This window comes from Ligilactobacillus animalis (assembly GCF_009933595.1).
GTDB classification, from domain to species: Bacteria; Bacillota; Bacilli; order Lactobacillales; family Lactobacillaceae; genus Ligilactobacillus; species Ligilactobacillus animalis.
Map to the genome: position 1 here is coordinate 1288523 of NZ_CP047141.1, position 20431 is coordinate 1308953.

Consider the following 20431-nt stretch of genomic DNA (forward strand, 5'->3'; position numbering starts at 1 on the left):
TTAGCTTTCTTTCACACTTTGTAAAATGAAATAACCCTTATCTTTTAGGATAACTTCACAGTTACCAAAGACTGCTTCCATTTTCTTCTTGGCAGACGGTGCTCCCTGCTTTTTTTGTAAAACAGCAACTAACTTGCCCCCGACAGCTAGATGCTCTTTGGCAGCTTCCAAGATCTCATGTACGACCGCTTTGCCTGCTCTGATCGGCGGATTGGTCACGATCAGCTGATAATCTGTCTTCGTTACATTTTCATAGATGCTCGAAGCAAAGATATTGACATTTTCGATATCGTTTTGGGCTGCATTTTTTTGAGCTAATTCTAGCGCTAATTCATTGACATCGACCATATCAACGGTCACAGCCGGAGCTTTTTTTGCCAAAGCTAAGCCGATCGGGCCATAACCACAGCCAACATCCAAGATCGCACCGGAAAGATCGGTCGTTGCTAGAGCATTTAACAAGACGCGCGAGCCATAATCAACTGTATTTTTGGAAAAGACCCCGTTATCTGTTACAAAAGTAAACTCGTGTCCTAATAGTTCAAAATTCCAATATTTTTCATCATGTTCGACATTTGGATTCTTTGAATAATAGTAGTTTTCCATTCAGTCACCAAATTTCCTTTTCAAGTTATCTTCACTTTCCTAATTATATCATATCTAGCTTTAGGCTTTGCTTACAAGACAATAACAAAAAACTAAGGACAGGGCTTACCCTATCCTTAGCTTACTCAAGCAAGGTCTTTACCATTAGTTGCGATCACTTTTTGATACCAATAAAAAGAATCTTTCGGAGTCCGCTTCAAACTCCCCTTACCCTCATCATCTTGATCAACATAGATAAAGCCATAGCGTTTTGACATCTCAGACGTAGAAAACGAGATCAGATCGATCGGTCCCCACATCAAGTAACCGAGTAATTTCACTCCATCAGCGATCGCTTCTTGCATCTGTTCGATATGTGCCCGCAAGTAATCGATCCGGTAATCATCATGTATCTTACCATCACTATCTGGTGCTTCGAGCATCCCGATCCCATTTTCAACGATAAATAACGGCACTTGGTAACGATCCCACAGCTCGTTTAAAGATATCCGCAGTCCCACTGGATCGATCTGCCAGCCCCAAGGTGTTTCTTCAAGATATTTATTCTTGAGACCATGTGAAAAGTTACCTAGATCCTCATTTTCTCCTGCAGCTGTCACAGTCGACATGTAATAGCTAAAGCTCAAATAATCAACTTTACCTTCTCTTAGAACTGCTTGATCACCAGGTTCCATTTTGATCTTGATCTTATGTTCAGCAAAGAAACGGTTCATGTAGTTAGGATACTCTCCTCTGACTTGGACATCGGTACAAAATAGGTTTCGGTCATTTGCTTGCTGAGTAGCTAAAACATCAGCTGGATCAGTCGTTGCTGGATAAGTCTGCATACGTGCCAGCATACATCCCATCTTGTCTTCTGGCTCCATCTCATGCAATTGTGTGGTCGCTAAGGCACTGGCGATAAATTGATGGTGTAAAGCTTGATAGCGTTGTTGTAATTTTTCTTGCTCGGTCAAGCCGTCTTCGAGCGCCCCAGTTTCATGAAAGCCCCAAGCCCCAGTATTGATCTCATTGAAAGTGATCCAATACTTGACCTTATCTTTATAGCGTTCAAAAACAGTTTGCGTAAAGCGCGTAAAATCACTGACGACTTCTCGACTAGCCCAGCCATTGTATTTTAAGGTCAGCCCTAAAGGCATCTCATAGTGCGATAATGTCACGACTGGCTCAATGTTATATTTTTTCATTTCAGTGATCAAATTATCATAAAATTTCAGCCCTGCCTTATTCGGTCGCTTTTCATCGCCATTAGGAAAGATCCGGGCCCAAGCAATCGAGATCCGTAGCGCCTTAAAGCCCATTTGCGCAAATAATTTGATATCGGCTGGATATTGATGATAAAAGTCGATCCCCCGCCGTTTAGGATAATCACCTACTGTTTGCTCCGCTAATGCTTCTCTAAGGGAATCTTTAGTCACATTCCCCATTGAGATCTGTTGCCTATCAGCAGCCTTTTTTACGATTTCGGCAGTCGTCAGACCTTTGCCATCAGTAGTGAAAGCCCCTTCGATCTGATTTGCTGCTGTAGCACCACCCCATAGAAAATCTTTGGGAAATGCATGTGGATAATCTGTTTGATACATCTTGCTTACCTTCTTTATCATTAACTCACTTTGAGCGTAGCACTTTTAGCTAATCGATACAAACGTTTACACTTATTCTTTTAGGCACCAAAAAAAGCTGTAGTTTTACCTACAGCCTTTAGCCTTACTTATTTATCCGTTGGCGATTTTCCAAGGCTAATTCGGACAAGTAACGGTAGAGTGGTAAAATATCGATTCGCTTAGGAAATTCAAATTTCATCGTTGTCAGATTTTCCTTATGTGGCTTTTGATAAACATTTTCCAAAACAGTCACTTTGATCTCACTATCATCGATCCCAAACCCAGCTGTCTCGATCGTTACATCAACGACCCCATCTAAATAGATCGTGTGGTAAGCGGTCTTTTTACCCGTCGCCCCCTGCTTATCAACAAAAATCATCCGATAATTTGTAAAGATCAAGGCATCGCGAACCAGTTTATAGCCACTGCTGATCGTTTCGTCTGTCAGTAAGAAGTCGCCATATTCTTGGGTCAATTCACGCACACTGACTTCAGAGTAGTTTCCCAAGGCACCTTGGACTAAATTTTTAAACATTTGACTCACCCTTTCACAAAATCATTTACATCTTGATTTTAAAGGAACCTGGATAAATCAGCTACTAAAAAGCCTTCTGAAGTGTTTGTACATTCAGAAGGCTAAAGTATAAGGATACATCATGCGCTTGATCGGAATTGAACCGATGACCTACCGCTTAGGAGGCGGTTGCTCTATCCTGCTGAGCTACAAGCGCAAAAAATAGAATAGTCGTTAAAAACGACTACTCTATTATAGGAAGAATCACTTATAAAGTCAATGATCCTAGTAACCGACCTCGATCTCTTTTAGTAATTTCATGAAATTATGCCGTCTGATCCACTTAGCTAAAGGTACAACGATCTTAGTTTGTAATTTAGAAGTCTGCTTTTTGGCCAAACTCTCTTCATAATAATCGACTTTGACCTGATTTTTAGCTAAAGGTGTCAATTCATAAGCTTCTTTTTTCACATAATGATCTGTTTCGATCTGTAAATGATAACTGCGATCCGGGATCAACTTGATGACCTTGAGTTGAGCTTTGGTCTGATGATCTAACTTAGTTGCATAGCTTAGATCAGATAACTCAGCCACAGTCAAGTCACGTCCTGTTTCTTGCTTGATATCATACAGGAGCGTATCCAACAAACGCTGAAATAAATATTCGGCTGAAACATTCAAATTCATTGAAATTTCCATCTGCTCTTCCTCTTTCTGCTAGCTTTACTCTCAGTATATCACTTTATCTGCTTTGCACCAGTTATCTAACTTTTCTTACGTTTTCCTTTATTTTTTTGGTCACGTTTGCGGTTCTTTTTCCGCTTTTTCTTAGCGGAGTCAGCTTGTGCCACTGGCTTATTCGCCTTTTTACGAACTGGACGACTAGGCGCTTGTTTCTTCAACTCAGCTAACTCAGTTTGATCAGTAACTAGTTGCCGTTGATAGAGGTAAACTGGAGCTAGTTCATAGCCTTTTTCTTTGACCAATTGTTTAAACATCCGTAGATCGCGTTCATTACCGATATTAATGACGGTCCCATCAGCCCCCATACGACCTGTCCGCCCAACACGGTGAATATACGTATTGACATTTTTAGGCAGATCATAGTTCACGACAGCCGGTAATCCTGGAATATCTAATCCTCTAGCCGCTACATCGGTGGTCAATAACAAAGCCACTTCTCGTTTGCGCAATTGGCGTAAAGCTTGTTCACGTTCAACTTGACGCTGTTCACTATTCAAACGCGCAACGTTAACATGTGCATGTTTTAACTTTTCGTATGCATCATTTAATTCTGCTGTTTGTTTGAAAAAGACTAGGGCGCAAAACTCATCTAACTGCGCTAATCTGCGCAAAGCATCCACGCGCTTTCTTTGTGGAACTTCTAACACATAGTGGTCCACTTGACCTTGGGTATGATCGACTTGGCACACATCGATCACAGTTGGTTCGATCCCAAACCAGCGATGTAATTCTGCCAAGATCGGAGCTTTAGTAGCTGAAAAGAACGAAACAGCCACCTCACCGGGCGCATGCGCAATGATCTCACGACAATCAGCTAACGTTTCAGCTTCACCCAACAACTCATCGGCCTCATCGATCACGATCGCTTCTAGTTTATGCAATTTTAATTTTTTATCATTGATCAAGTTCAATAACCGCCCTGGAGTACCGATCACAACTTCAGGTCGCTTTTTTAATTTTTCGATCTGGCGTTTGACGTTTGCGCCCCCGATCAAAGATAAGACATTAAGCTCAAGTAACTTAGCCCATGGTCGGATCACATTAGTCAACTGTGCTGCCAATTCTTGCGATGGCGCTAAGATCAATAATTGTGTCCCATCCTTAGGCAAAAGTTGTTCTAACAATGGTAATGCGTAGGCTAAAGTCTTACCCGAACCGGTTGGCGCTAAACCTAAGACACTCTCACCGCGCGCTAGTAATGGTGCGACTCCCGCTTGGATCGGTGTTAGGTCTTTAAAGCCTTGTTCTTTAAAATAATTCTCAAATTTTGGATTCATACTTACCTTTCTCAGTAGTTAACCTCATGCTCATCAGCCGGAAAAGCAAGTCCTGCACTTTGACGTAATTTATACAAGACATGATTTACTTCAACGGCTACGGCTAACCACTCCTGCTGTAACTGCTTATTTTGCAGTGAATCCGTATCCCGTAAAACCTCTCCAAAAGCCTTTGCTTCAGCTAACATTGGATTTTTAGCCGGATCCACTGATAACATTGTACCATTTCCTGTGGCATCGACCAATTCCACTTTTTGTAATTCAGCCGCATTATCCATCACGATCGTCTCTTTTAGACCGTAAATTTCACCCGGTAGATATGAATTAGCTGTCTTACCAACATTTAAGACCACATCATACCCCGGATAGTTCAAAATAGCCGTCCCAGAGCCATCGATCCCGTTACGTAATTTTACTGGATAATAGTGGGCATCTTCTGGGATCCCAAACCAACTGATCGCATCATAGACAAGGTATACACCTAGATCTTGCAAAGCTCCACCGGAAAACTTAGGTGAAAAGACATTTGGTTCTTCGCCCGCTAAAAATTGATCATAACGTGAGGAGTATTTTTTATAGGTCAGATCAGCCCCCTGGATCACAGGTAACTCTTTGACTGCTTGCTTGACACTTTGAAAATTTGGCTCGTGAAAATGTCTAGCTGCCTCAAAGCAATAAAGTTCTGGATGATGATGTAAGTATTTCTGCAAGACTTTGAGTTCTGCTGGGTTAGAGAACATCGGCTTTTCAACGATCACATGTTTCTTGGCTTTTAAGGCTTGAAGGGTCTGTTCAAAATGCAAATTATTGGGAGATGCAATGTAGACCACCTCAAAAGTGCCTTGTTCAAAAAATTCACTTAAATTATCAAAATATTCTGTTACATTTTTGAAATCTGCACCAAATTTTTGTGCTGTGGCTAATTTCCTTGAATATACGCTGGTCAAAGTAAACTCACCTGTCATTTCTGCAGCCTCAACAAATTGTTTGGTGATCCAATTAGTACCAATAATCCCGAGTTTCATGATAAGTAACCCCTTTCAATTCTTCATTCGCATTTATTATAACAGACTTCGAAACATTAGCGTACTAAGAGCTGATTTATCCCAATTTTTTAAGTTAAAATATTCCAAAAGTATGACAAAATTTCTATTATGTTTCATTTTCAAATATTGCTGGTGTTTTACTATTTTTACGGTATAAATCGTGGTATATTATACTCAATAAGAAAATTGGAGGGGTTGAAGCAATGAAACGCAAGGGCTTGATCAGTTTAGGCCATACTTTATTCAGTAACGTGATCAATTTTAACAAGAAAAGCAAGCAACCACAGGTGTCCCTACCGCTGATCTATGCCGGTAGTTGGCAATTTACCGATGAATTAAGTAATCGAACTCATTATCTTGAGATCACAACTGACTTGCGTATTTTGATCGACCACCGCGAACTTGCGGGCCAGGTCCAGACCCTTACCGCTAAAGAACTGATTTTTTTGGATGGTTACGGCTACCATTTGCGGATCGATGCCGTTGACAGTAAACCCATCAGCGTCTATGACGAAGCTGATAACCGTGTCTATGAGTTAGTTGATGAGCTTGATCATGACACACCTTGTTTATAGCATTTATAGTTGGACTTTCTCGACGTAGGAAGTCTTTTTATTTTAAGCAAACAAAAGGCGGTGAGGCTAACTATGCCTCACCGCTTTTTAGATCCAACCATCTAATGACCTTGTTGCAACTGTTGTAAAGTTCCAGCAAAAGCCAGCTTTCCGTCTTTTAAGATCAAAAAACGTTGCGTGATCTCCTGTAATTCCTCTAAATAATGGCTTGTAATCAAAAAGGTCTTACCTAATGCTTGCAAGTTTTTGATCTGTTGCCAAAATTTTTGCCGACTTACCACATCCATCCCAACTGTTGGCTCATCTAAAAAGATCAACTCAGGATCACCGGCTAAGCATAAGGCAAAATTTAACCGCCTTCTTTGACCACCAGAAAGTTTGGTCAAAAAGGTATGTTGTTTATCTGCTAGATCAGCGATCTGTAACAATTCGGTATAATTTTTGCTATTAGGGTAATAACTTTGCCAAAGTTCGATGATCTCTTTGACCGTTACTCTTTCTAATGAAAAGTCATTTTGTAACATGACACCGATCTTCTCGGTTTTTAATTGCTTACTCCCTAAGATCTCGACTTTCCCGTCATCCTTTGGGGTCATCTGTAGCAAAATATTTAACAAGGTAGATTTGCCAGCACCATTTTTTCCTAAAAGAGCTACGATTTCTCCACGCTCAACTGAAAAACTCAATTGCTTTAGGACTGGTTCTTTGGTATAAGTTTTAGTTAGCCCAGCCACTTCGATAACTTTTTTCATTGCTCTCACTTCCATACTCAAGATAGTTTCATTTTAAATGAAAACTACTATTGTCCCTAGAACCACCTGTCATGACATTTCATGACAATTGTCACAAAAAAACAGTCGCCCCTTAGACAACTGTTAGTTTAACTATTGATTCGATTGCTTGGTTTAGCATAATTTTGGCCTAAATAATAGGTCAGGATCACTAAAACAAAGAGGCCTACAAAGACCAAATAACTGGACTCGATCCCAAATGTACCGCCATTTAACATCGCGTACCCTGAGACCGGATGCGACTCTAGGACCACACTTGTACCATTGATCCCCGAAACTGGGGTACCAAATAACGGTCCTTCGGCAAAGTTCCAAGCACTGTGAAACGCACCGGCCAACCAAAGATCGCCGGTATAGGTCCGAAACAAGCCCATCAAGATTCCAAAGAGTGTCAAGCCAACGAGCGCATTGATCCCGATCCCACTATTACCTAAGTGAGCAACGGCAAATGCCAACGCCGAGATGAGGATCGCCCAACGTTGTGAAACTTCTTTTTCCAATCTTCCTTGTAAATAGCCACGAAAGATCACTTCTTCGGTCATCCCTTGCATCCCAAAGCCTAGCAAAAAGGCTAATAATACTGCCCAATTGGAATTTTGCCAGATGACACTCACACTAAACGCCTTACCTAAGACCGTGATCCCCCAGATCAAAGCAAAAAATGCTATTCCGAGGACATAGCCCGTAGCATAGCGTAAAAACGAGCCTTTTTTATCAAATGGCATGATCTGATGTAACTGTTTTGGATCACCTTTATACTCTTGTTTCAAGATGAAAACAACGATTATCTCACCGATCAAGCCCAAGACTAGTGCTAGTGGTGAAAAAATATCTCCTAGATCACCCGAAAAAGCAGCCATCAATAAGCCCGTAAAAAGCATGATCAGCCCCATTGGGATCGATGATAGGATCATCAATAGAAGTGTCCATAAAAAAATCCTACCGATCCGTTTTAATTTATCCATCTACTCACATCCTTTTTTACATAATAATTAAAACACAAAAAATAAGTAAAAGCTAGTAAAATGGGCATAAAATAATACTGTCAGCGCCGTATGAATAATAAAAAGCCGTACCATGATGTTTTACATCATGGTACGGCCCTTGTATCACAAGTCTGAACATCTATCCATCAGTTGTTCACTTTTGTCGCATGACCAGTAGCATAGTCGATCTTTAAGCCCTTTTGAACATTAGGGATAAAAACATTATATTCCAACGAACCATCACTTGATTTGGCTTCCAAGTGAGCTCCTGCTGGGACTAAATTATTACCACTATAGATATTTGTCACACGATAACGGACAGTCTTGTTACGATCCAAGGCTTTTCGAACAAGACTTTCGTAATAATTTTGGCCTGTTGAATACTTTGCATTAGCTTCATTAGCCCAAGCAGTTTGAGTCGCAATATTTTTAGGATTGCTCTCACTCGCATCAAAACCACGAATATTTCCAACTAAAGCATACCCTAGTAAGTGACCGCGATCATAAGCATGGTTATAGGCGCCACTTAAGTTAGTGAGTTGCTTAAAGCCCTGTGGTTTCCATTTAGTCGAACCATTATTAGTTTGGTGGCGATTCTTGTATTGACGCGTTGTCCTATTCAAAAGGGCGTTTGCCACCGTCGGACGTTTCAAGCTATCGACTTCATTTGTTGCATAAGGTGCACTAGAAACCTTAGCTTTTAGATCTGTCTTGTTGTTATTAACGATAAAAGCCCCACTGTTGTTCCATTTGAGATTTTGCTCACCACCCAATTGTTTAACAACATCTGGTGTTAAAACTGTTTGGGCTAATTGTTGTGATGGGGTGCTCTTTTTTAGTTCACCCGAGCCACTCGAGCTATTTTTTTGATGTGTGCGCCAGCCACCATAGTGAGTAGTTGCTTCGGCCGTTACCGGTGCCCCGATCGCACCACTGAGCATCAAAGCTGCCGCAAATCCGGTCAGTATTTTTTTGAACTTCATAATGTCCTCCGTAAAAAAAGACCAACAGAATCATCCATTGGTCTCTGTTTGTTCGATTATTATAAAATGTTGATATTATGTGCGCGACAAGTTTCGATCATTTCCCTTGGCCAAATACTTGCTTGAACTTCACCAACATGTGCTTTACCTAGTAACAACATACATAAACGAGATTGTCCGATCCCGCCACCGATCGTATATGGCAATTCCTTATTCAAGACCATTTGATGGTATGGTAATTGCTTACGATCAAGGACATCTGCTGCCTCTAATTGGGCTAGCATCGAGTCTTCGTCAACGCGGATCCCCATGCTTGAAAGCTCTAACCGACAGTTGAGTGGCTCATACCAGAATAAGATATCACCATTCAAGCTCCAATCATCATAGTCAGGAGCACGGCCATCATGTTTTTGACCACTCTTTAACGTGCCACCGATCTGCATTAAAAAGACTGCGCCGTGTTCTTGGCAGATCTTGTCTTCACGTTCTTCTGGCGTGAGCTCTGGGTACATATCTTCTAATTCTTGAGTTGTGATAAAGAAGATGTCGTCAGGTAATTTATTGACTGCTTCAGGGTATTTATACCAGACTTCATTTTCCATGTGCTTGATCACTTTGAAGATCCGTCTGACCGTATCTTCAAGGGTCTTAACATTGCGTTCATCTTTAGCAATGATCTTTTCCCAGTCCCATTGATCGACATAACTTGAGTGATAGTTATCCAACTCTTCATCTTTTCTGATCGCGTTCATGTTAGTATATAGCCCTTCATGTAGCTTGAAGCCGTATTGCTTTAGGGCCATCCGTTTCCATTTAGCTAAAGAATGGACGACTTCGATGGTATCATTTGGGATACTCTCCATCGTAAAAGATACAGGTGTTTCATAACCATTCAAATTATCATTCAACCCCGAACTCTTTTCTACATACATTGGTGCTGAAACACGTGATAAGCCAAGCTCTTTGCCAAATTCATCTTGGAAGGTCTCACGAATATATCGAATCGCTTCTTGTGTCTTTTTGACATCAAGCTTGGGATCATAATCTTTTGGAATAATAAGATCCATAAATGTCATCCTTTCTCAATTAGTTAGTTTAATTTTACCTTAAAATGATTAGATTGCAATCTTTATTTTTTGAATTTCGTACCTTATTTTTTAATTTAACTACTTTTGGCCTTCCAAACGTTTTTGATGGTGGCGTTTTCACCAAAATGTTATACTTACTGTAGTTTATAAATGAAAGGATGATCGTGATGGATTTTACCACACTCGTTCAGAAAAGACATTCGACACGTGATTTTACCGACCAATTTATCCCTAGATCACAGCTTGAGCAGATCATTCAAGATGCTCTAACAACACCATCTTGGGTCAATTCCCAACCTTGGCGCGTCTATGTTGCTACGGGAAAAACTCTAGCTTTGATCAAAGAAAAGCACCGTGAAGCAGTTAAACAAGGCGACCTTGGACAACCAGAATATCCGGTCTTGAGTCGTGATAAGTGGGATCAACGTTCACAGGCAAATATGGCTGCTTGGACGACTGAATTCAAGCAACGCTTCAAGCCTGGTGAAGTCGATTTTCGTAAAAGTCAAGCTGAGCTCTTCAATGTTCAAGCACTCATCTATATCACGCTTCCAAAAGATTTATCCCCTTGGTCAGTCCATGATATCGGGGCTTTTACCCAAACATTAGTCCTAAGTGCTACCGCTCAAGGACTTGCATCGATCACGGCTTACGAATTAGTCAAATTCCCTACTCTTGTCAAAGAGATCATGGAGATCCCTGACAGTGAGACTTTAGCCGTTGGGGTGGCTTTAGGCTACGCTTCAACTGCCCCCTTAAATAGCTTTAGTCCTAATAAACTGACCTTAGAACAAGTCGCTACCTTTAAAGATTAAAAGTGACCAGGCCACCTCATTACGAGAGACGACCTGATCACTTTTTATGTTCGTATTATCTCACTTTCCATTCCATCTGATACTCTACTTGACTGGTCGCCTCATCCAGCTGTTCGTTCACCACGACAAAATCTGCGCGCCGATAGAATTTTAACGCACGTTCATTTTTAGCATAGACAGCTAAACTCAACTGCTCTCTTTCTTGTTTGGCTTTAGCTAACAGCTTGCTTCCGATCCCCTTGTCTTGTGCCTTGTTAGCTACAAAGATCCCCGCGATGTGATCAGCTTGCAGTCCGATAAAGCCTAGAAGCTCATTTCCCGCTTCATAGACCCAGATCTCAGCTTGAGGCAGCATTTCTTTAACTAATGCATAGTTGTCCTGCCAATATTTAGCCGGAATAAAATCATGGGCTGAAATATTTGTCGCCAACCAAAGCTCCATGACTTGTTCTAAATCATCGGTTTTAAATTTTCTGATCATAAACTAACCATTCCCTTCCATACCATGATACAATAATTGCACACAACAAAAAAGCGAGGACTTAACAATGGAACAGATCCTTGAGTATATACAACGTATCGATGATCCAGATAACCGTTTGATCTTTGGCGACTTTATCAACTGGTTAATGACTGACTTTCCTGAATTAAAGCCAGAATACAAATGGAATCAGCCAATGTTCACCCATCATGGAACTTTTATCATCGGCTTTAGTGTTGCCACGAAGCATTTTACTGTGGCACCTGAAATGCGTACTTTTGAGCACTTTTTACCACAGATCAAAGACCTGAAGCTCAAACATGGTAAAAAGACTTTCCAGCTCCAATTTGGCCAAGATATCCCATACGACTTACTGCGTGCGCTCATCAATTATACGCTAGCAGACAAACAAAACGTTACTAGTTTTTAGGATAAACGTAAAGTTGGCGAATAAAAAAATACCGTAAATCTCATTAATACTACTATCAAACAAGGGACCTAGCTCGATGCACACACATACATCATGCTAGGTCCCTTGTTGTTCATACAGCACTGGTCGCCCACTCTTTTAACTAAAGTTCTCTCAAAACAAGATCATATCGGAGTATTTCTCTCTACGCCTGTAGCTTGCGAATTCGTTCCGTCAACAGTTCATAAGAGCTGAGCAGTGAGAGCGACTCACTACTTTCTTATGCATTACTCGACCGTGGCAAGTGTTTCAACTTCCAACATCGACCCGAACATTCAGCATTTTCATATATTTGTATGATAACTGCCGTCTTGAGCGATGTACCTGCTTCTTTTCTTATACTGTTATTTCTAACATTCACAGCAACACACTTGGTTGGATATTACCAATGTAAACTATATTCATCCCTGAATAGTAGCAATATTAGCTTCTTCTCACTGAGCGTCTATTATCGTGTGGAAAAGTTCGGTACGTTAATTCTGGGCTACATTTGCATACCTCTTAGCCTCTTTTGCTTTTACAAAACGCCATGATGTCACCACCACTTTGATAGCCACTAGCCAGTATCCCAACTAGCAAACTACGAGGACTTAACCTCCGAGATATCTTAGCAAAGCGTTCAACTTCTCTGCACTAAGTTCGATATGATCTTGTTTTCAAAGAACTTTAGTGTCGCTATTATACACTCTTTATCCCTTTTGACAAGCTTTTTGACCAACAAAAACCCTCTTGCTGATCAAATGAGCCAAGAGGGAAAGTTAGTTATTCAATTATGATTACGCCTCTTTTGTCTTAGCAAATGCCAAGTAACCGCAAGCTACGGCACCTAATGCGATAAAAATAATTGCAGCGATCATATTGCCCTTAGAGACCATCGTAACTGCGATCGTTGCAAACAAACTGATGATCGTCAATAAGATACCAGATTTTTGCAATGTGTTGAGTTCATTGAATTTATCTTTGAAGCCAACTGCTAACATCAATGAGCCTGCAAATGAACCCAAGCCAAAGAGCACGTGTAAAACGATAAATAACATGTCCATCCCAGCACCTCCTTTTCCTTCTTTACTTAAAAATATACAGGATGTGTTAGGCAAACACAACTTTTTTGTCTTTTGCACAACAGATCACTTCACCTACTCTTGTGCTCTGATAAATTCAGCCAGCAAACTAGCCCGTTCGATCATTGAACTGACTTTAGCAAATTCCTTATCTGTATGCGCGCCATCGCCGACAACGCCTACACCATCTAAACACAGGTACATCTTGAGAAAGCCCAAATAGATCGTACCTGTGAATACCATGAGATGCGATCAAGAAATGTACCAGACTTGCCAACTAGTTGGTTCATAACGCGGATTCATAGTATTGACTCCCCATGTTCAAACCGTGATAATTGTGAGATCGAAACGCCCGCTGTGGCTAGATCTTTTAGCTTTAAGCCCCGTGCTTTACGAAACCTTTGAAAAACTTCCCCCAATTTTTGCATCCTTTTTCCCCCTTTGCATATCTGAGAAATTTTTTCAACAATAACACACTCTTTTTCAAAATAAAAGCACGAGCTTTTTAGCTTAAATCAGCTATAACTCGCGCTGCATCAATGATTTTTCATTAACTACTATCTATTAATTATAGATATCAGTGCAAAATAAAAAGGATGCCCCGTCGCATCCTCAAAAAATATTATTTATAGTATCTTATTTCTTCTTCCACAAAAAAATCTTTCCATGCTTTCAAAATATCTTCAATATTTCCCTGAATAAATTCAGAAATTCTTTTTAGATCCTTCTTTGGAATATCAGCATGATTATTGGCTAACTTACAACTACCATCTTCTAATATCCAAAACTTAGCTGAAACCCTACTAGGTCTCTTAACAGCTACATGAATATGCACTGGTTCACTACCCTCATTAGACCAAAAGAATAATATATAACTACCGAATATCAATACATTAGGCAAGTGGAACACCACCAATTTTAGCATACTTAGTAATTAAGTTTGCATTATTGTTAAGTATTCTTTCGTTATTCTTTTTCTCAGCTTCTGTGAACCCCTCACTGTAAAGGTTGTTTTTACTTGGCAAAACATATCTTGCTTCCTTAAATCCCCAGTCACAAGGTTGCTCAAAGTGTACAAGTATTGTGCCATCTTCCATTTCCTGTGAATGAGTTACGATCAACGTACCTGGAAACTCAGCGTATGGATATAACATTTCTAGCACCTCCAAAATATTATTTTTAAAAATCTTCCTGGATCCCACAGAAAGTCCTTTCCGATTTTATGGGTAACTAGCCTACTACTCTAAAATAAATCACCCGTAAAGGTGAAATTTCTTGATCAATATTTCAAACGTAATTATATCATCCCATTTAACCGCATTCAATGTAAAGGCAGACTTACTCTAATCAATATTTCATGCTGACCTGAATACGAATGTAAAATAAAAAGGATGCCCAGTTGCATCCCCTTCATCGTTATAATTGATCTAAATATTGCCCATAGCCTTCTTTTTCCATTTCAGTATACGGGATAAAACGCAAAGCGGCTGAATTGATACAATAACGCAAACCACCTTGAGCTTTTGGTCCATCATTAAAAACATGACCTAAGTGAGAATCAGCTTGGCTGCTCTTGACTTCGGTCCGGTGCATAAAGTGCGAATAGTCAGCTTTAGTCGTCAAATTTTTTTGTTCGATCGGACGTGTAAAAGCAGGCCAACCACATCCAGAATCGTATTTATCTCTGGAAGAAAACAAGGGTTGTCCGCTCACGACGTCAACATAGATCCCTTTTTCAAAAAAATCATCATATTTGCCAGTAAATGCTCGTTCAGTCGCAGCATTTTGGGTCACTTCATAAGCAAGGTCCCCAATTTTTTGGCGAAGTTCAGCTTTATCCATAAGAAACCACCTCTCTAACGTTGGGCTTTTTTCATCAAGAAAAGAAAATACGGAGCACCGATAACTGAGACCACGATCCCTGTCGGCAAAGTATTTCCGATCAAAAATGTTCGTGTCAGCGTATCAGCCACTAAAAGTATCAGTGCCCCTAACAGCATAGTTGCCGGGATCCGAACCCGATGCCCAGCCGGAACGAATAGCTGACTCATATGGCCTGCTAAAAGTCCAATAAACACAATATTTCCTGCTATGATCACAGTTAATGATACCAATAAACTAGTTAAAATCAAAAGATCCCGCCTGGCTTTACGTAAATCTAAGCCTAAAGCCAAACTTGACTCTTCAGCCAAGGTCAACAAATCAAAGATCCGACTGCGATAATAAATAAGTCCCCACAAGATCAATAACAAGGGAGCCACTAAGCTCAAACTTGTCCAATTATCGCCCATGATCTTACCCGATAACCAATCGAGCATATAGGTCAACTTAGCTTGTTCAACGTGACCGACCACGGGCAAGATACTAGTCGATAAGATCGCAGAAAGCGTCACGCCTGTAATGATAAATTTGATCGGGTCAAGTGTACTTTGCTGCTTCTTGGCTAATTGATAGATCGACCAGCTAACAAGTAAGCCACCAATGACTGCAAATAGCGGTAAGACCTGCGACATATAGGATCCTTGGGGTAAATACCGCAAAGCAAAAGCGATCAGCAGACCTGCACCCGCGTTGATCCCTAATGTTCCTGAATCAGCCAGCGGATTTTGCGTTAGTGTCTGGAGTAATAAACCGCTCAAGCCAAGTGAAGCACCCGCTAGCAGACACGCTAAAATACGTGGCATTCGCAGTTCAAAGAGGACGAAATCTTGCGCTGGAGTCGCTTGTCCTGTCATAACATCCCAGAGTTCAACGAGATCAAGCTTAGCATTCCCCAGTGCCAACGCCAACACGACACTAACTATGAATAGACTCCCAGTAATGAGGAAAAATCTCTTTTTAGTCATAAAATTCCCCCCTTGTGGATCATCCATAGAAAATACGGTAAACAAGTCACACTGACAACTGAGATCAATGGCGTCTCATATGGTGGCGCGATGAAGCGACTGAGTAGATCCGCCCAGATCATAAAAGTTGTTCCTAATAAAGCCGTTAGCGGTAAGATCTTTTGATAGACTGGACCCGTCCACTGTTTGACAACATGCGGAATGATCAATCCCACTAAAAATAAACTTCCAACTAAGGCAACAGCGGCGCCAGATAAGATCAAGACTAGACCTAGGAAAAATACCATAAAGCGCGTTGTTTTTTGACCTAAGGCGACCGAAAAAGTCTGTCCTAGGCTAAGGATCGTTAGCTGTTTAGCCCCGATAAAGGCTAACAGCAATCCCACCAAAATAAACGGTGCGATAACCTTTAACATCGCCCAATTGACGCCCACTAAGCCCCCTGCTTGCCAACCGATGATCGTCGGGGAAAGTTTAAAATACGTGACTAGTCCCTGCCCTAAAGCGGTGAACAAGGCCGAGACCATCGCACCAGCTAACAAAAGATACAGCGCTGAAAATCCGATCCGGGCTTGATACGATAAGACTAACACTAAAAACGCAGCAACGGTTGCCCCGAGTAGACAAAGTAACAAGATCATACTGTAATGTAAACTCTTAAAAAATAGATAGCCCAATGCTAAGGCTAATCCCGCTCCAGCATTGATCCCTAAAAGCCCTGGATCAGCGATCGCATTTCGCATCAAACCTTGCATGATCGCCCCCGCCGTGGCCATGGCAGCTCCAACTAACCCAGCTGCTAAAACGCGGGGCAAACGCAGATCGATCAAAATATCTTGCGTGGCCGTTTCTTTAAACGGATGTAACAATGTCGTCAGCAGTTCTTGTTGACTGTACGAAATAGCGCCAAAGCGTAGACCACAGTAAAGTCCCAGTAAGAAAAGCAGTGAAATAATAATGAGATAAACCGCAAACTTTTTGTTGCTAAAAGACATCTTATTCCCCTATTCCATTGCTTTTAATCCATTTTCGATCGTCTTTAATTCATACTCCAAACTCAGTGGATCGTTGAAATAAAAGGCATTCGCATTGACTTTTAAGATATGGCCCCGCTGGACTGCCGGGATCGAACGCCAAACATCACTTTCATAGAGTGAAGCGCCGGTCTTTTCGTCTTCAGCAGCAACGATCGCATAATCACCAATGTATTTAGGTAAAACTTCCTGGGATACTTCTAAATATCCAGCTTTAAATACATCATCAACAACTTTTTGCGGTGCTTTAAAGCCAAGTGCTTGATAGATAACTTCACCACCACGGCCCCAATTATTGCCAAAAAGATCAATATCTTTTTCATAGAGACCGATCACTGTAAATGTCGCATCTTCACCCAATTTAGCTTTGAGCTCTTTTCCTGCTTTAGCCGTCTTCTCATTCCAGTTCTTGATCCAATCTTTAGCTTGCTTTTCTTGATCGAATACTTTGCCAAAACTCGTCAAAATATTTAGATAATCTTGCTTACCATAATCGATCGCGATCGTTGGAGCGATCTTAGCTAGTTTATCGACATTTTTATCACTTGAGTCGATCACGATCAGATCAGGTTTTAAATTCACTAAGGCTTCTTGATCCTCACTGGATAAGACCTTGGCTTGGCTGACCTTATCTTTTAACACTGGATTTTTAGCATCATAAGGTGTCACAGCTACTGGTTCATAGCCTAATTTAAGCAAATAACCTGTGTACGTCGACGAAAGGCTTGCGATCCGCTTAGGTCGTTCTGGGATCGCACCATAATAATGAAAGCCTTCGATCTTAGGTTTGCTGGATAATTTTTCATTTTGGGTCGTGTTAGCCTTACCACAAGCAACTAACAGTAGACAGGTCAAACATAAACTAAATAAGACAAGTGCTTTTTTCATAGAAATCTCCTTTTATTTACATAACTGATAATTCAATAAGAGTGGTCGGCCACTGGTTGGATCTGAGATCAACTGGGCATTTATTCTAAAGACTTCACGCAAGACTTCTGGCGTCATTACCTCAGATACCCCACCTTGCTTGACGATCTTTCCCGCACTCATTGCGACTAATTCATCCGAAAAACGAGCTGCTAAGTTGAGGTCATGCAAGACCATGATGATCGTCTTATTTTCTTCTTGCCTTAACTTTTGTAAGATTTCCATGATCTCAAGTTGATGATTCATATCGAGGTACGTCGTTGGTTCATCAAGCACGATAATGTCGGTGTCTTGGACCAGTGTCATTGCGATAAAAACTCGTTGTCGCTGCCCACCAGACAATTCTTCGACCAAATTATCTTTTAAATGCTCAGTTGCGGTAAGCTCTAACGCCCAGTCGACCTTTTGTTTATCGCCTGCAGTCAAACGTCCAAAGCCTTTTTGATAGGGATAGCGACCATAAGACACCAGATCGTAGACTTTTGTTGCTGTCGTTAATTTAGGTGACTGCGGTAAAAAAGCAATTCTTCTAGCGATCTCTTTTGTATCCCAACTCAAAAGTGGTCTGCCATCAAGAGTAACTTCACCTTCTGTGACCGGCCATAAACGCGTCAAAGCCTTTAGCAAAGTCGATTTCCCACACCCGTTAGCTCCTATGATCGTGGTGATCTTATTTGGCTCAAATGCTATCGATAGATCCGAGATAACATTTTTTTGTTGGTATGCTACTTGAATATTCTTGGCACTAAGTTCGATGATCTTTCTGCTATATAAAATGCAGAACAATATAGAAGTTTAAGTACATTCTTCTACATTGTTAGAAAGAATTATATAGTTTTTCCTTTCCTAATTTTATTTACTGCCGTCAACATTAGTATTCCCATATCCTAACGAGAGGGTGATGATAGTGACTAACTCTTACAGTTTAAGGGTGTAGCCCACCCCTGTATTTTTTAATTAATTAAAGCCAAAAGATTGTAAACCGCATTTTCATCTCTATCCATAATATTTCCACATTCATAACAGATATATTCGTTATGCTTAGTTCCATATTTTAGGTTGCCATTAAGCCCAACTTTTTCTTCACCAGTCTTAATATGACCGCATTTAGAACAACGTTGCGTACTTGGATAATATTTATCAGCTAAGATAAGTTTCTTACCGTTCCAATCGCACTTATAGCTCAATATCTGTCTGAAATAACCAAACATTGAACGTTGTAGCCCTTTGGAAGCGACATGAGTCATCTGCATTTCTTTAACCGCCAAGTCTTCAATTACGATCTTGTCGTATTCTTCAACTAATTGAGTTGTAAACTTCTGCATAATATCATGTTGAATATTAGCTACTTTGCGATAATCACGTTGCAACTTGGCTATCGTCTTAACACACCTTTACTATCCCAAATTTGCAAAGTTCTGACTGTAACACCTAAACGTTCAGCCATTTCTTTCGGTTTTAACATTGTCATAATAACCACCCACATTTTTACTTCTTTCCATGGTTTGTTATAACAAATTTTTCTACATTATTCTATGTTTTTGGTAATAGTTAACCACTCCTTTCGCTGATTCTATCGTAACAAATAGAGTATATCATAAATTTTAGATGATTCGCTAAATAAAAGTAAGCGTTTTTATAAACTGTACAAAAATAGGGCCCCTCCTCACTACGGGGGCCCTCAAAATACTATCAGAAATCATATACTTCTAGGCTATCCATACCATTTCCTGATCGTTTACCAAGATAATGTCTTGACCTTTTAATTTTCCTAATTTATAACGATCTCATATCGTTGCTTTAAAGAATTTAAATGTGAAAAATCAATATATCCATCTCTTTGTAGTCTACCAACAACAATTCCAGGTTGAATTTTAATATCCTCAGCAAATTTTTCCACCGCAGCACGTGAGAAATCCTTACTTTTAATAAATTCTGCATAATCCTTAGGCTTGATCAAAAAATTCTGTGCGAATTTATCAGCATCGACCTCTAAATTCTCAATGTTTATTTTGCTATTGACCTCAATATCTTTATCAACAGAAACGATAATATGAGCTTTTTTCTTTTGAAAAACATGCCTGATCTCGTGGAATAACGCAAACCAAAATACATCTGAATACTTACGCCTATCGCTCAACGCTAATAAAACTTTATATTCCCTCAGCCATTTTACTGCACCATTGATACCACAATTTTTCAAATTTGGTACCATAACAAAGGCTATTCCTGATTCTTCAAAAACATTACGTAACTTTGGTAAAAAATCTTCAGGAGCTTCTAATGTCATTTTACAGATACAATCAAGCTTAGAACTTAAATATTTTAAGTTTACAGGCTTAGTTACCGTACTATTAGCCATATTTATCGCTGTTTGGATTCATGCATTTGCGTTTATCACATTTTTCTCTTGTACTTCTGTCACTGCCGTCTTATATTGCACCAAAAAATTACTATTCTGCAAAACCGTCAAAGATGATACTTTTAAATAGCGTCTTAATTCTTCAATTCTTTCTTCTATTTTCGATGTTTGCTTGACCCAACCATGCCTGACCCAAAAGGAATAATTCATCTGTTTGAAAAC

At 40.3% G+C, this 20431-nt stretch carries 24 protein-coding genes, 1 tRNA gene and 3 pseudogenes; 3 read left to right on the plus strand and 25 right to left on the minus strand.

From position 1 onward, the window contains the following. The 7 genes from GSR62_RS06330 to GSR62_RS06360 form a co-directional block, all read right to left on the minus strand. Window positions 1–606, minus strand: a complete 606-nt coding sequence (locus GSR62_RS06330) for a class I SAM-dependent methyltransferase (protein WP_035447401.1) — start codon at window positions 604–606, stop codon at window positions 1–3. Window positions 607–731: 125 nt separating this feature from the next. Next, a complete protein-coding gene (locus GSR62_RS06335) occupies window positions 732–2189 on the minus strand; it encodes a glycoside hydrolase family 1 protein (protein WP_066024036.1) in 1458 nt (485 codons plus the stop codon). 124 nt (window positions 2190–2313) lie between these two features. After that, window positions 2314–2745 (minus strand): PH domain-containing protein, encoded by a 432-nt coding sequence (locus tag GSR62_RS06340; protein ID WP_035447407.1) that lies wholly within the window; start codon window positions 2743–2745, stop codon window positions 2314–2316. Between the two features lie 122 nt (window positions 2746–2867). Further along, window positions 2868–2941, minus strand: a tRNA-Arg gene (locus tag GSR62_RS06345). Between the two features lie 68 nt (window positions 2942–3009). Continuing rightward, complete coding sequence (locus GSR62_RS06350) at window positions 3010–3423, minus strand: DUF3284 domain-containing protein (protein ID WP_035447410.1); 414 nt, start codon at window positions 3421–3423, stop codon at window positions 3010–3012. A gap of 65 nt (window positions 3424–3488) precedes the next feature. Continuing rightward, a complete protein-coding gene (locus GSR62_RS06355; RefSeq protein WP_066024037.1) occupies window positions 3489–4745 on the minus strand; it encodes a DEAD/DEAH box helicase in 1257 nt (418 codons plus the stop codon). Between the two features lie 11 nt (window positions 4746–4756). Next, window positions 4757–5773: a Gfo/Idh/MocA family protein gene (locus GSR62_RS06360; RefSeq protein WP_035447414.1), complete on the minus strand. Its 1017-nt coding sequence runs from the start codon at window positions 5771–5773 to the stop codon at window positions 4757–4759. A gap of 221 nt (window positions 5774–5994) precedes the next feature. On the opposite strand from GSR62_RS06360, the gene GSR62_RS06365 reads away from it, so the two are divergent. Beyond that, on the plus strand, window positions 5995–6366 hold the full coding sequence (locus GSR62_RS06365) for a DUF4828 domain-containing protein (protein ID WP_066024038.1): 372 nt from the start codon (window positions 5995–5997) through the stop codon (window positions 6364–6366). 101 nt (window positions 6367–6467) lie between these two features. Here GSR62_RS06365 and GSR62_RS06370 read toward each other — a convergent pair whose 3' ends face one another. From GSR62_RS06370 to asnA, 4 genes are all read right to left on the minus strand, one after another. Continuing rightward, the gene (locus tag GSR62_RS06370) at window positions 6468–7118 is read right to left on the minus strand and encodes an ABC transporter ATP-binding protein (RefSeq protein ID WP_066024039.1); all 651 of its coding nucleotides are present in this window, start codon (window positions 7116–7118) and stop codon (window positions 6468–6470) included. A gap of 128 nt (window positions 7119–7246) precedes the next feature. Beyond that, entirely contained in the window at window positions 7247–8122 is an 876-nt protein-coding gene (locus GSR62_RS06375) for a CPBP family intramembrane glutamic endopeptidase (protein WP_066024040.1), read from the minus strand. Between the two features lie 167 nt (window positions 8123–8289). Next, a complete protein-coding gene (locus tag GSR62_RS06380; RefSeq protein WP_066024041.1) occupies window positions 8290–9126 on the minus strand; it encodes a DNA/RNA non-specific endonuclease in 837 nt (278 codons plus the stop codon). Window positions 9127–9185: 59 nt separating this feature from the next. After that, entirely contained in the window at window positions 9186–10193 is a 1008-nt protein-coding gene (asnA, locus tag GSR62_RS06385) for an aspartate--ammonia ligase (RefSeq protein WP_066024042.1), read from the minus strand. 188 nt (window positions 10194–10381) lie between these two features. Between asnA and GSR62_RS06390 the strand changes: the two genes are divergently transcribed. After that, complete coding sequence (locus GSR62_RS06390; RefSeq protein ID WP_066024043.1) at window positions 10382–11029, plus strand: nitroreductase; 648 nt, start codon at window positions 10382–10384, stop codon at window positions 11027–11029. A gap of 55 nt (window positions 11030–11084) precedes the next feature. Here the strand turns inward: GSR62_RS06390 and GSR62_RS06395 are convergent, their stop codons facing one another. After that, complete coding sequence (locus tag GSR62_RS06395) at window positions 11085–11510, minus strand: N-acetyltransferase (RefSeq protein ID WP_066024044.1); 426 nt, start codon at window positions 11508–11510, stop codon at window positions 11085–11087. A 67-nt stretch (window positions 11511–11577) separates the two neighbouring features. Here GSR62_RS06395 and GSR62_RS06400 point away from each other — a divergent pair, with 67 nt between their 5' ends. Beyond that, window positions 11578–11940, plus strand: a complete 363-nt coding sequence (locus GSR62_RS06400) for an iron chaperone (RefSeq protein WP_066024045.1) — start codon at window positions 11578–11580, stop codon at window positions 11938–11940. Between the two features lie 815 nt (window positions 11941–12755). Here GSR62_RS06400 and GSR62_RS06405 read toward each other — a convergent pair. The 13 genes and pseudogenes from GSR62_RS06405 to GSR62_RS06465 form a co-directional block, all read right to left on the minus strand. Next, window positions 12756–13022: a hypothetical protein gene (locus tag GSR62_RS06405; protein ID WP_005922582.1), complete on the minus strand. Its 267-nt coding sequence runs from the start codon at window positions 13020–13022 to the stop codon at window positions 12756–12758. A gap of 93 nt (window positions 13023–13115) precedes the next feature. Further along, entirely contained in the window at window positions 13116–13283 is a 168-nt protein-coding gene (locus tag GSR62_RS06410; RefSeq protein ID WP_143452063.1) for a M20 family metallopeptidase, read from the minus strand. Window positions 13284–13342: 59 nt separating this feature from the next. After that, window positions 13343–13468, minus strand: a pseudogene (locus tag GSR62_RS06415) (helix-turn-helix domain-containing protein); the annotation flags it as partial. A gap of 194 nt (window positions 13469–13662) precedes the next feature. Continuing rightward, complete coding sequence (locus tag GSR62_RS06420; RefSeq protein WP_373878869.1) at window positions 13663–13950, minus strand: DUF4160 domain-containing protein; 288 nt, start codon at window positions 13948–13950, stop codon at window positions 13663–13665. After that, window positions 13934–14194: a hypothetical protein gene (locus GSR62_RS06425; protein WP_010689503.1), complete on the minus strand. Its 261-nt coding sequence runs from the start codon at window positions 14192–14194 to the stop codon at window positions 13934–13936. Before GSR62_RS06425 ends, GSR62_RS06420 begins: the two co-directional genes overlap by 17 nt. Window positions 14195–14456: 262 nt before the next feature. Continuing rightward, complete coding sequence (gene msrB / locus GSR62_RS06430; RefSeq protein WP_010689504.1) at window positions 14457–14882, minus strand: peptide-methionine (R)-S-oxide reductase MsrB; 426 nt, start codon at window positions 14880–14882, stop codon at window positions 14457–14459. Window positions 14883–14896: 14 nt separating this feature from the next. Next, window positions 14897–15886 (minus strand): FecCD family ABC transporter permease, encoded by a 990-nt coding sequence (locus GSR62_RS06435; RefSeq protein ID WP_035447435.1) that lies wholly within the window; start codon window positions 15884–15886, stop codon window positions 14897–14899. Continuing rightward, window positions 15883–16881 (minus strand): FecCD family ABC transporter permease, encoded by a 999-nt coding sequence (locus tag GSR62_RS06440; RefSeq protein WP_143452064.1) that lies wholly within the window; start codon window positions 16879–16881, stop codon window positions 15883–15885. Before GSR62_RS06440 ends, GSR62_RS06435 begins: the two co-directional genes overlap by 4 nt. Before the next feature lie 9 nt (window positions 16882–16890). After that, entirely contained in the window at window positions 16891–17808 is a 918-nt protein-coding gene (locus GSR62_RS06445) for an iron-hydroxamate ABC transporter substrate-binding protein (protein ID WP_035447438.1), read from the minus strand. Window positions 17809–17820: 12 nt separating this feature from the next. Further along, entirely contained in the window at window positions 17821–18606 is a 786-nt protein-coding gene (locus tag GSR62_RS06450) for an ABC transporter ATP-binding protein (RefSeq protein WP_035447624.1), read from the minus strand. Between the two features lie 194 nt (window positions 18607–18800). Next, window positions 18801–19235 (minus strand): annotated as a pseudogene (locus GSR62_RS06455) (RNA-guided endonuclease InsQ/TnpB family protein); the annotation flags it as partial. Then, a pseudogene (locus tag GSR62_RS06460) lies at window positions 19229–19318 on the minus strand (MerR family DNA-binding transcriptional regulator); the annotation flags it as partial. The pseudogenes GSR62_RS06455 and GSR62_RS06460, both read right to left, overlap by 7 nt. Window positions 19319–19618: 300 nt before the next feature. Continuing rightward, the gene (locus GSR62_RS06465) at window positions 19619–20209 is read right to left on the minus strand and encodes an ImmA/IrrE family metallo-endopeptidase (protein ID WP_083213898.1); all 591 of its coding nucleotides are present in this window, start codon (window positions 20207–20209) and stop codon (window positions 19619–19621) included. Window positions 20210–20431: the final 222 nt, after the last annotated feature.

What these genes read in the sequence shown, in the direction of transcription:
- GSR62_RS06330 (WP_035447401.1), bottom strand. Translation starts at nt 606, where the DNA reads ATGGAAAACTACTATTATTCAAAGAATCCAAATGTCGAACATGATGAA.
- GSR62_RS06335 (WP_066024036.1), bottom strand. Translation starts at nt 2,189, where the DNA reads ATGTATCAAACAGATTATCCACATGCATTTCCCAAAGATTTTCTATGG.
- GSR62_RS06340 (WP_035447407.1), bottom strand. Translation starts at nt 2,745, where the DNA reads ATGTTTAAAAATTTAGTCCAAGGTGCCTTGGGAAACTACTCTGAAGTC.
- GSR62_RS06350 (WP_035447410.1), bottom strand. Translation starts at nt 3,423, where the DNA reads ATGGAAATTTCAATGAATTTGAATGTTTCAGCCGAATATTTATTTCAG.
- GSR62_RS06355 (WP_066024037.1), bottom strand. Translation starts at nt 4,745, where the DNA reads ATGAATCCAAAATTTGAGAATTATTTTAAAGAACAAGGCTTTAAAGAC.
- GSR62_RS06365 (WP_066024038.1), top strand. Translation starts at nt 5,995, where the DNA reads ATGAAACGCAAGGGCTTGATCAGTTTAGGCCATACTTTATTCAGTAAC.
- GSR62_RS06370 (WP_066024039.1), bottom strand. Translation starts at nt 7,118, where the DNA reads ATGAAAAAAGTTATCGAAGTGGCTGGGCTAACTAAAACTTATACCAAA.
- GSR62_RS06375 (WP_066024040.1), bottom strand. Translation starts at nt 8,122, where the DNA reads ATGGATAAATTAAAACGGATCGGTAGGATTTTTTTATGGACACTTCTA.
- GSR62_RS06380 (WP_066024041.1), bottom strand. Translation starts at nt 9,126, where the DNA reads ATGAAGTTCAAAAAAATACTGACCGGATTTGCGGCAGCTTTGATGCTC.
- asnA (WP_066024042.1), bottom strand. Translation starts at nt 10,193, where the DNA reads ATGGATCTTATTATTCCAAAAGATTATGATCCCAAGCTTGATGTCAAA.
- GSR62_RS06390 (WP_066024043.1), top strand. Translation starts at nt 10,382, where the DNA reads ATGGATTTTACCACACTCGTTCAGAAAAGACATTCGACACGTGATTTT.
- GSR62_RS06395 (WP_066024044.1), bottom strand. Translation starts at nt 11,510, where the DNA reads ATGATCAGAAAATTTAAAACCGATGATTTAGAACAAGTCATGGAGCTT.
- GSR62_RS06400 (WP_066024045.1), top strand. Translation starts at nt 11,578, where the DNA reads ATGGAACAGATCCTTGAGTATATACAACGTATCGATGATCCAGATAAC.
- GSR62_RS06405 (WP_005922582.1), bottom strand. Translation starts at nt 13,022, where the DNA reads ATGGACATGTTATTTATCGTTTTACACGTGCTCTTTGGCTTGGGTTCA.
- GSR62_RS06410 (WP_143452063.1), bottom strand. Translation starts at nt 13,283, where the DNA reads ATGGTATTCACAGGTACGATCTATTTGGGCTTTCTCAAGATGTACCTG.
- GSR62_RS06425 (WP_010689503.1), bottom strand. Translation starts at nt 14,194, where the DNA reads ATGTTATATCCATACGCTGAGTTTCCAGGTACGTTGATCGTAACTCAT.
- msrB (WP_010689504.1), bottom strand. Translation starts at nt 14,882, where the DNA reads ATGGATAAAGCTGAACTTCGCCAAAAAATTGGGGACCTTGCTTATGAA.
- GSR62_RS06435 (WP_035447435.1), bottom strand. Translation starts at nt 15,886, where the DNA reads ATGACTAAAAAGAGATTTTTCCTCATTACTGGGAGTCTATTCATAGTT.
- GSR62_RS06440 (WP_143452064.1), bottom strand. Translation starts at nt 16,881, where the DNA reads ATGTCTTTTAGCAACAAAAAGTTTGCGGTTTATCTCATTATTATTTCA.
- GSR62_RS06445 (WP_035447438.1), bottom strand. Translation starts at nt 17,808, where the DNA reads ATGAAAAAAGCACTTGTCTTATTTAGTTTATGTTTGACCTGTCTACTG.
- GSR62_RS06465 (WP_083213898.1), bottom strand. Translation starts at nt 20,209, where the DNA reads ATGGCTAATAGTACGGTAACTAAGCCTGTAAACTTAAAATATTTAAGT.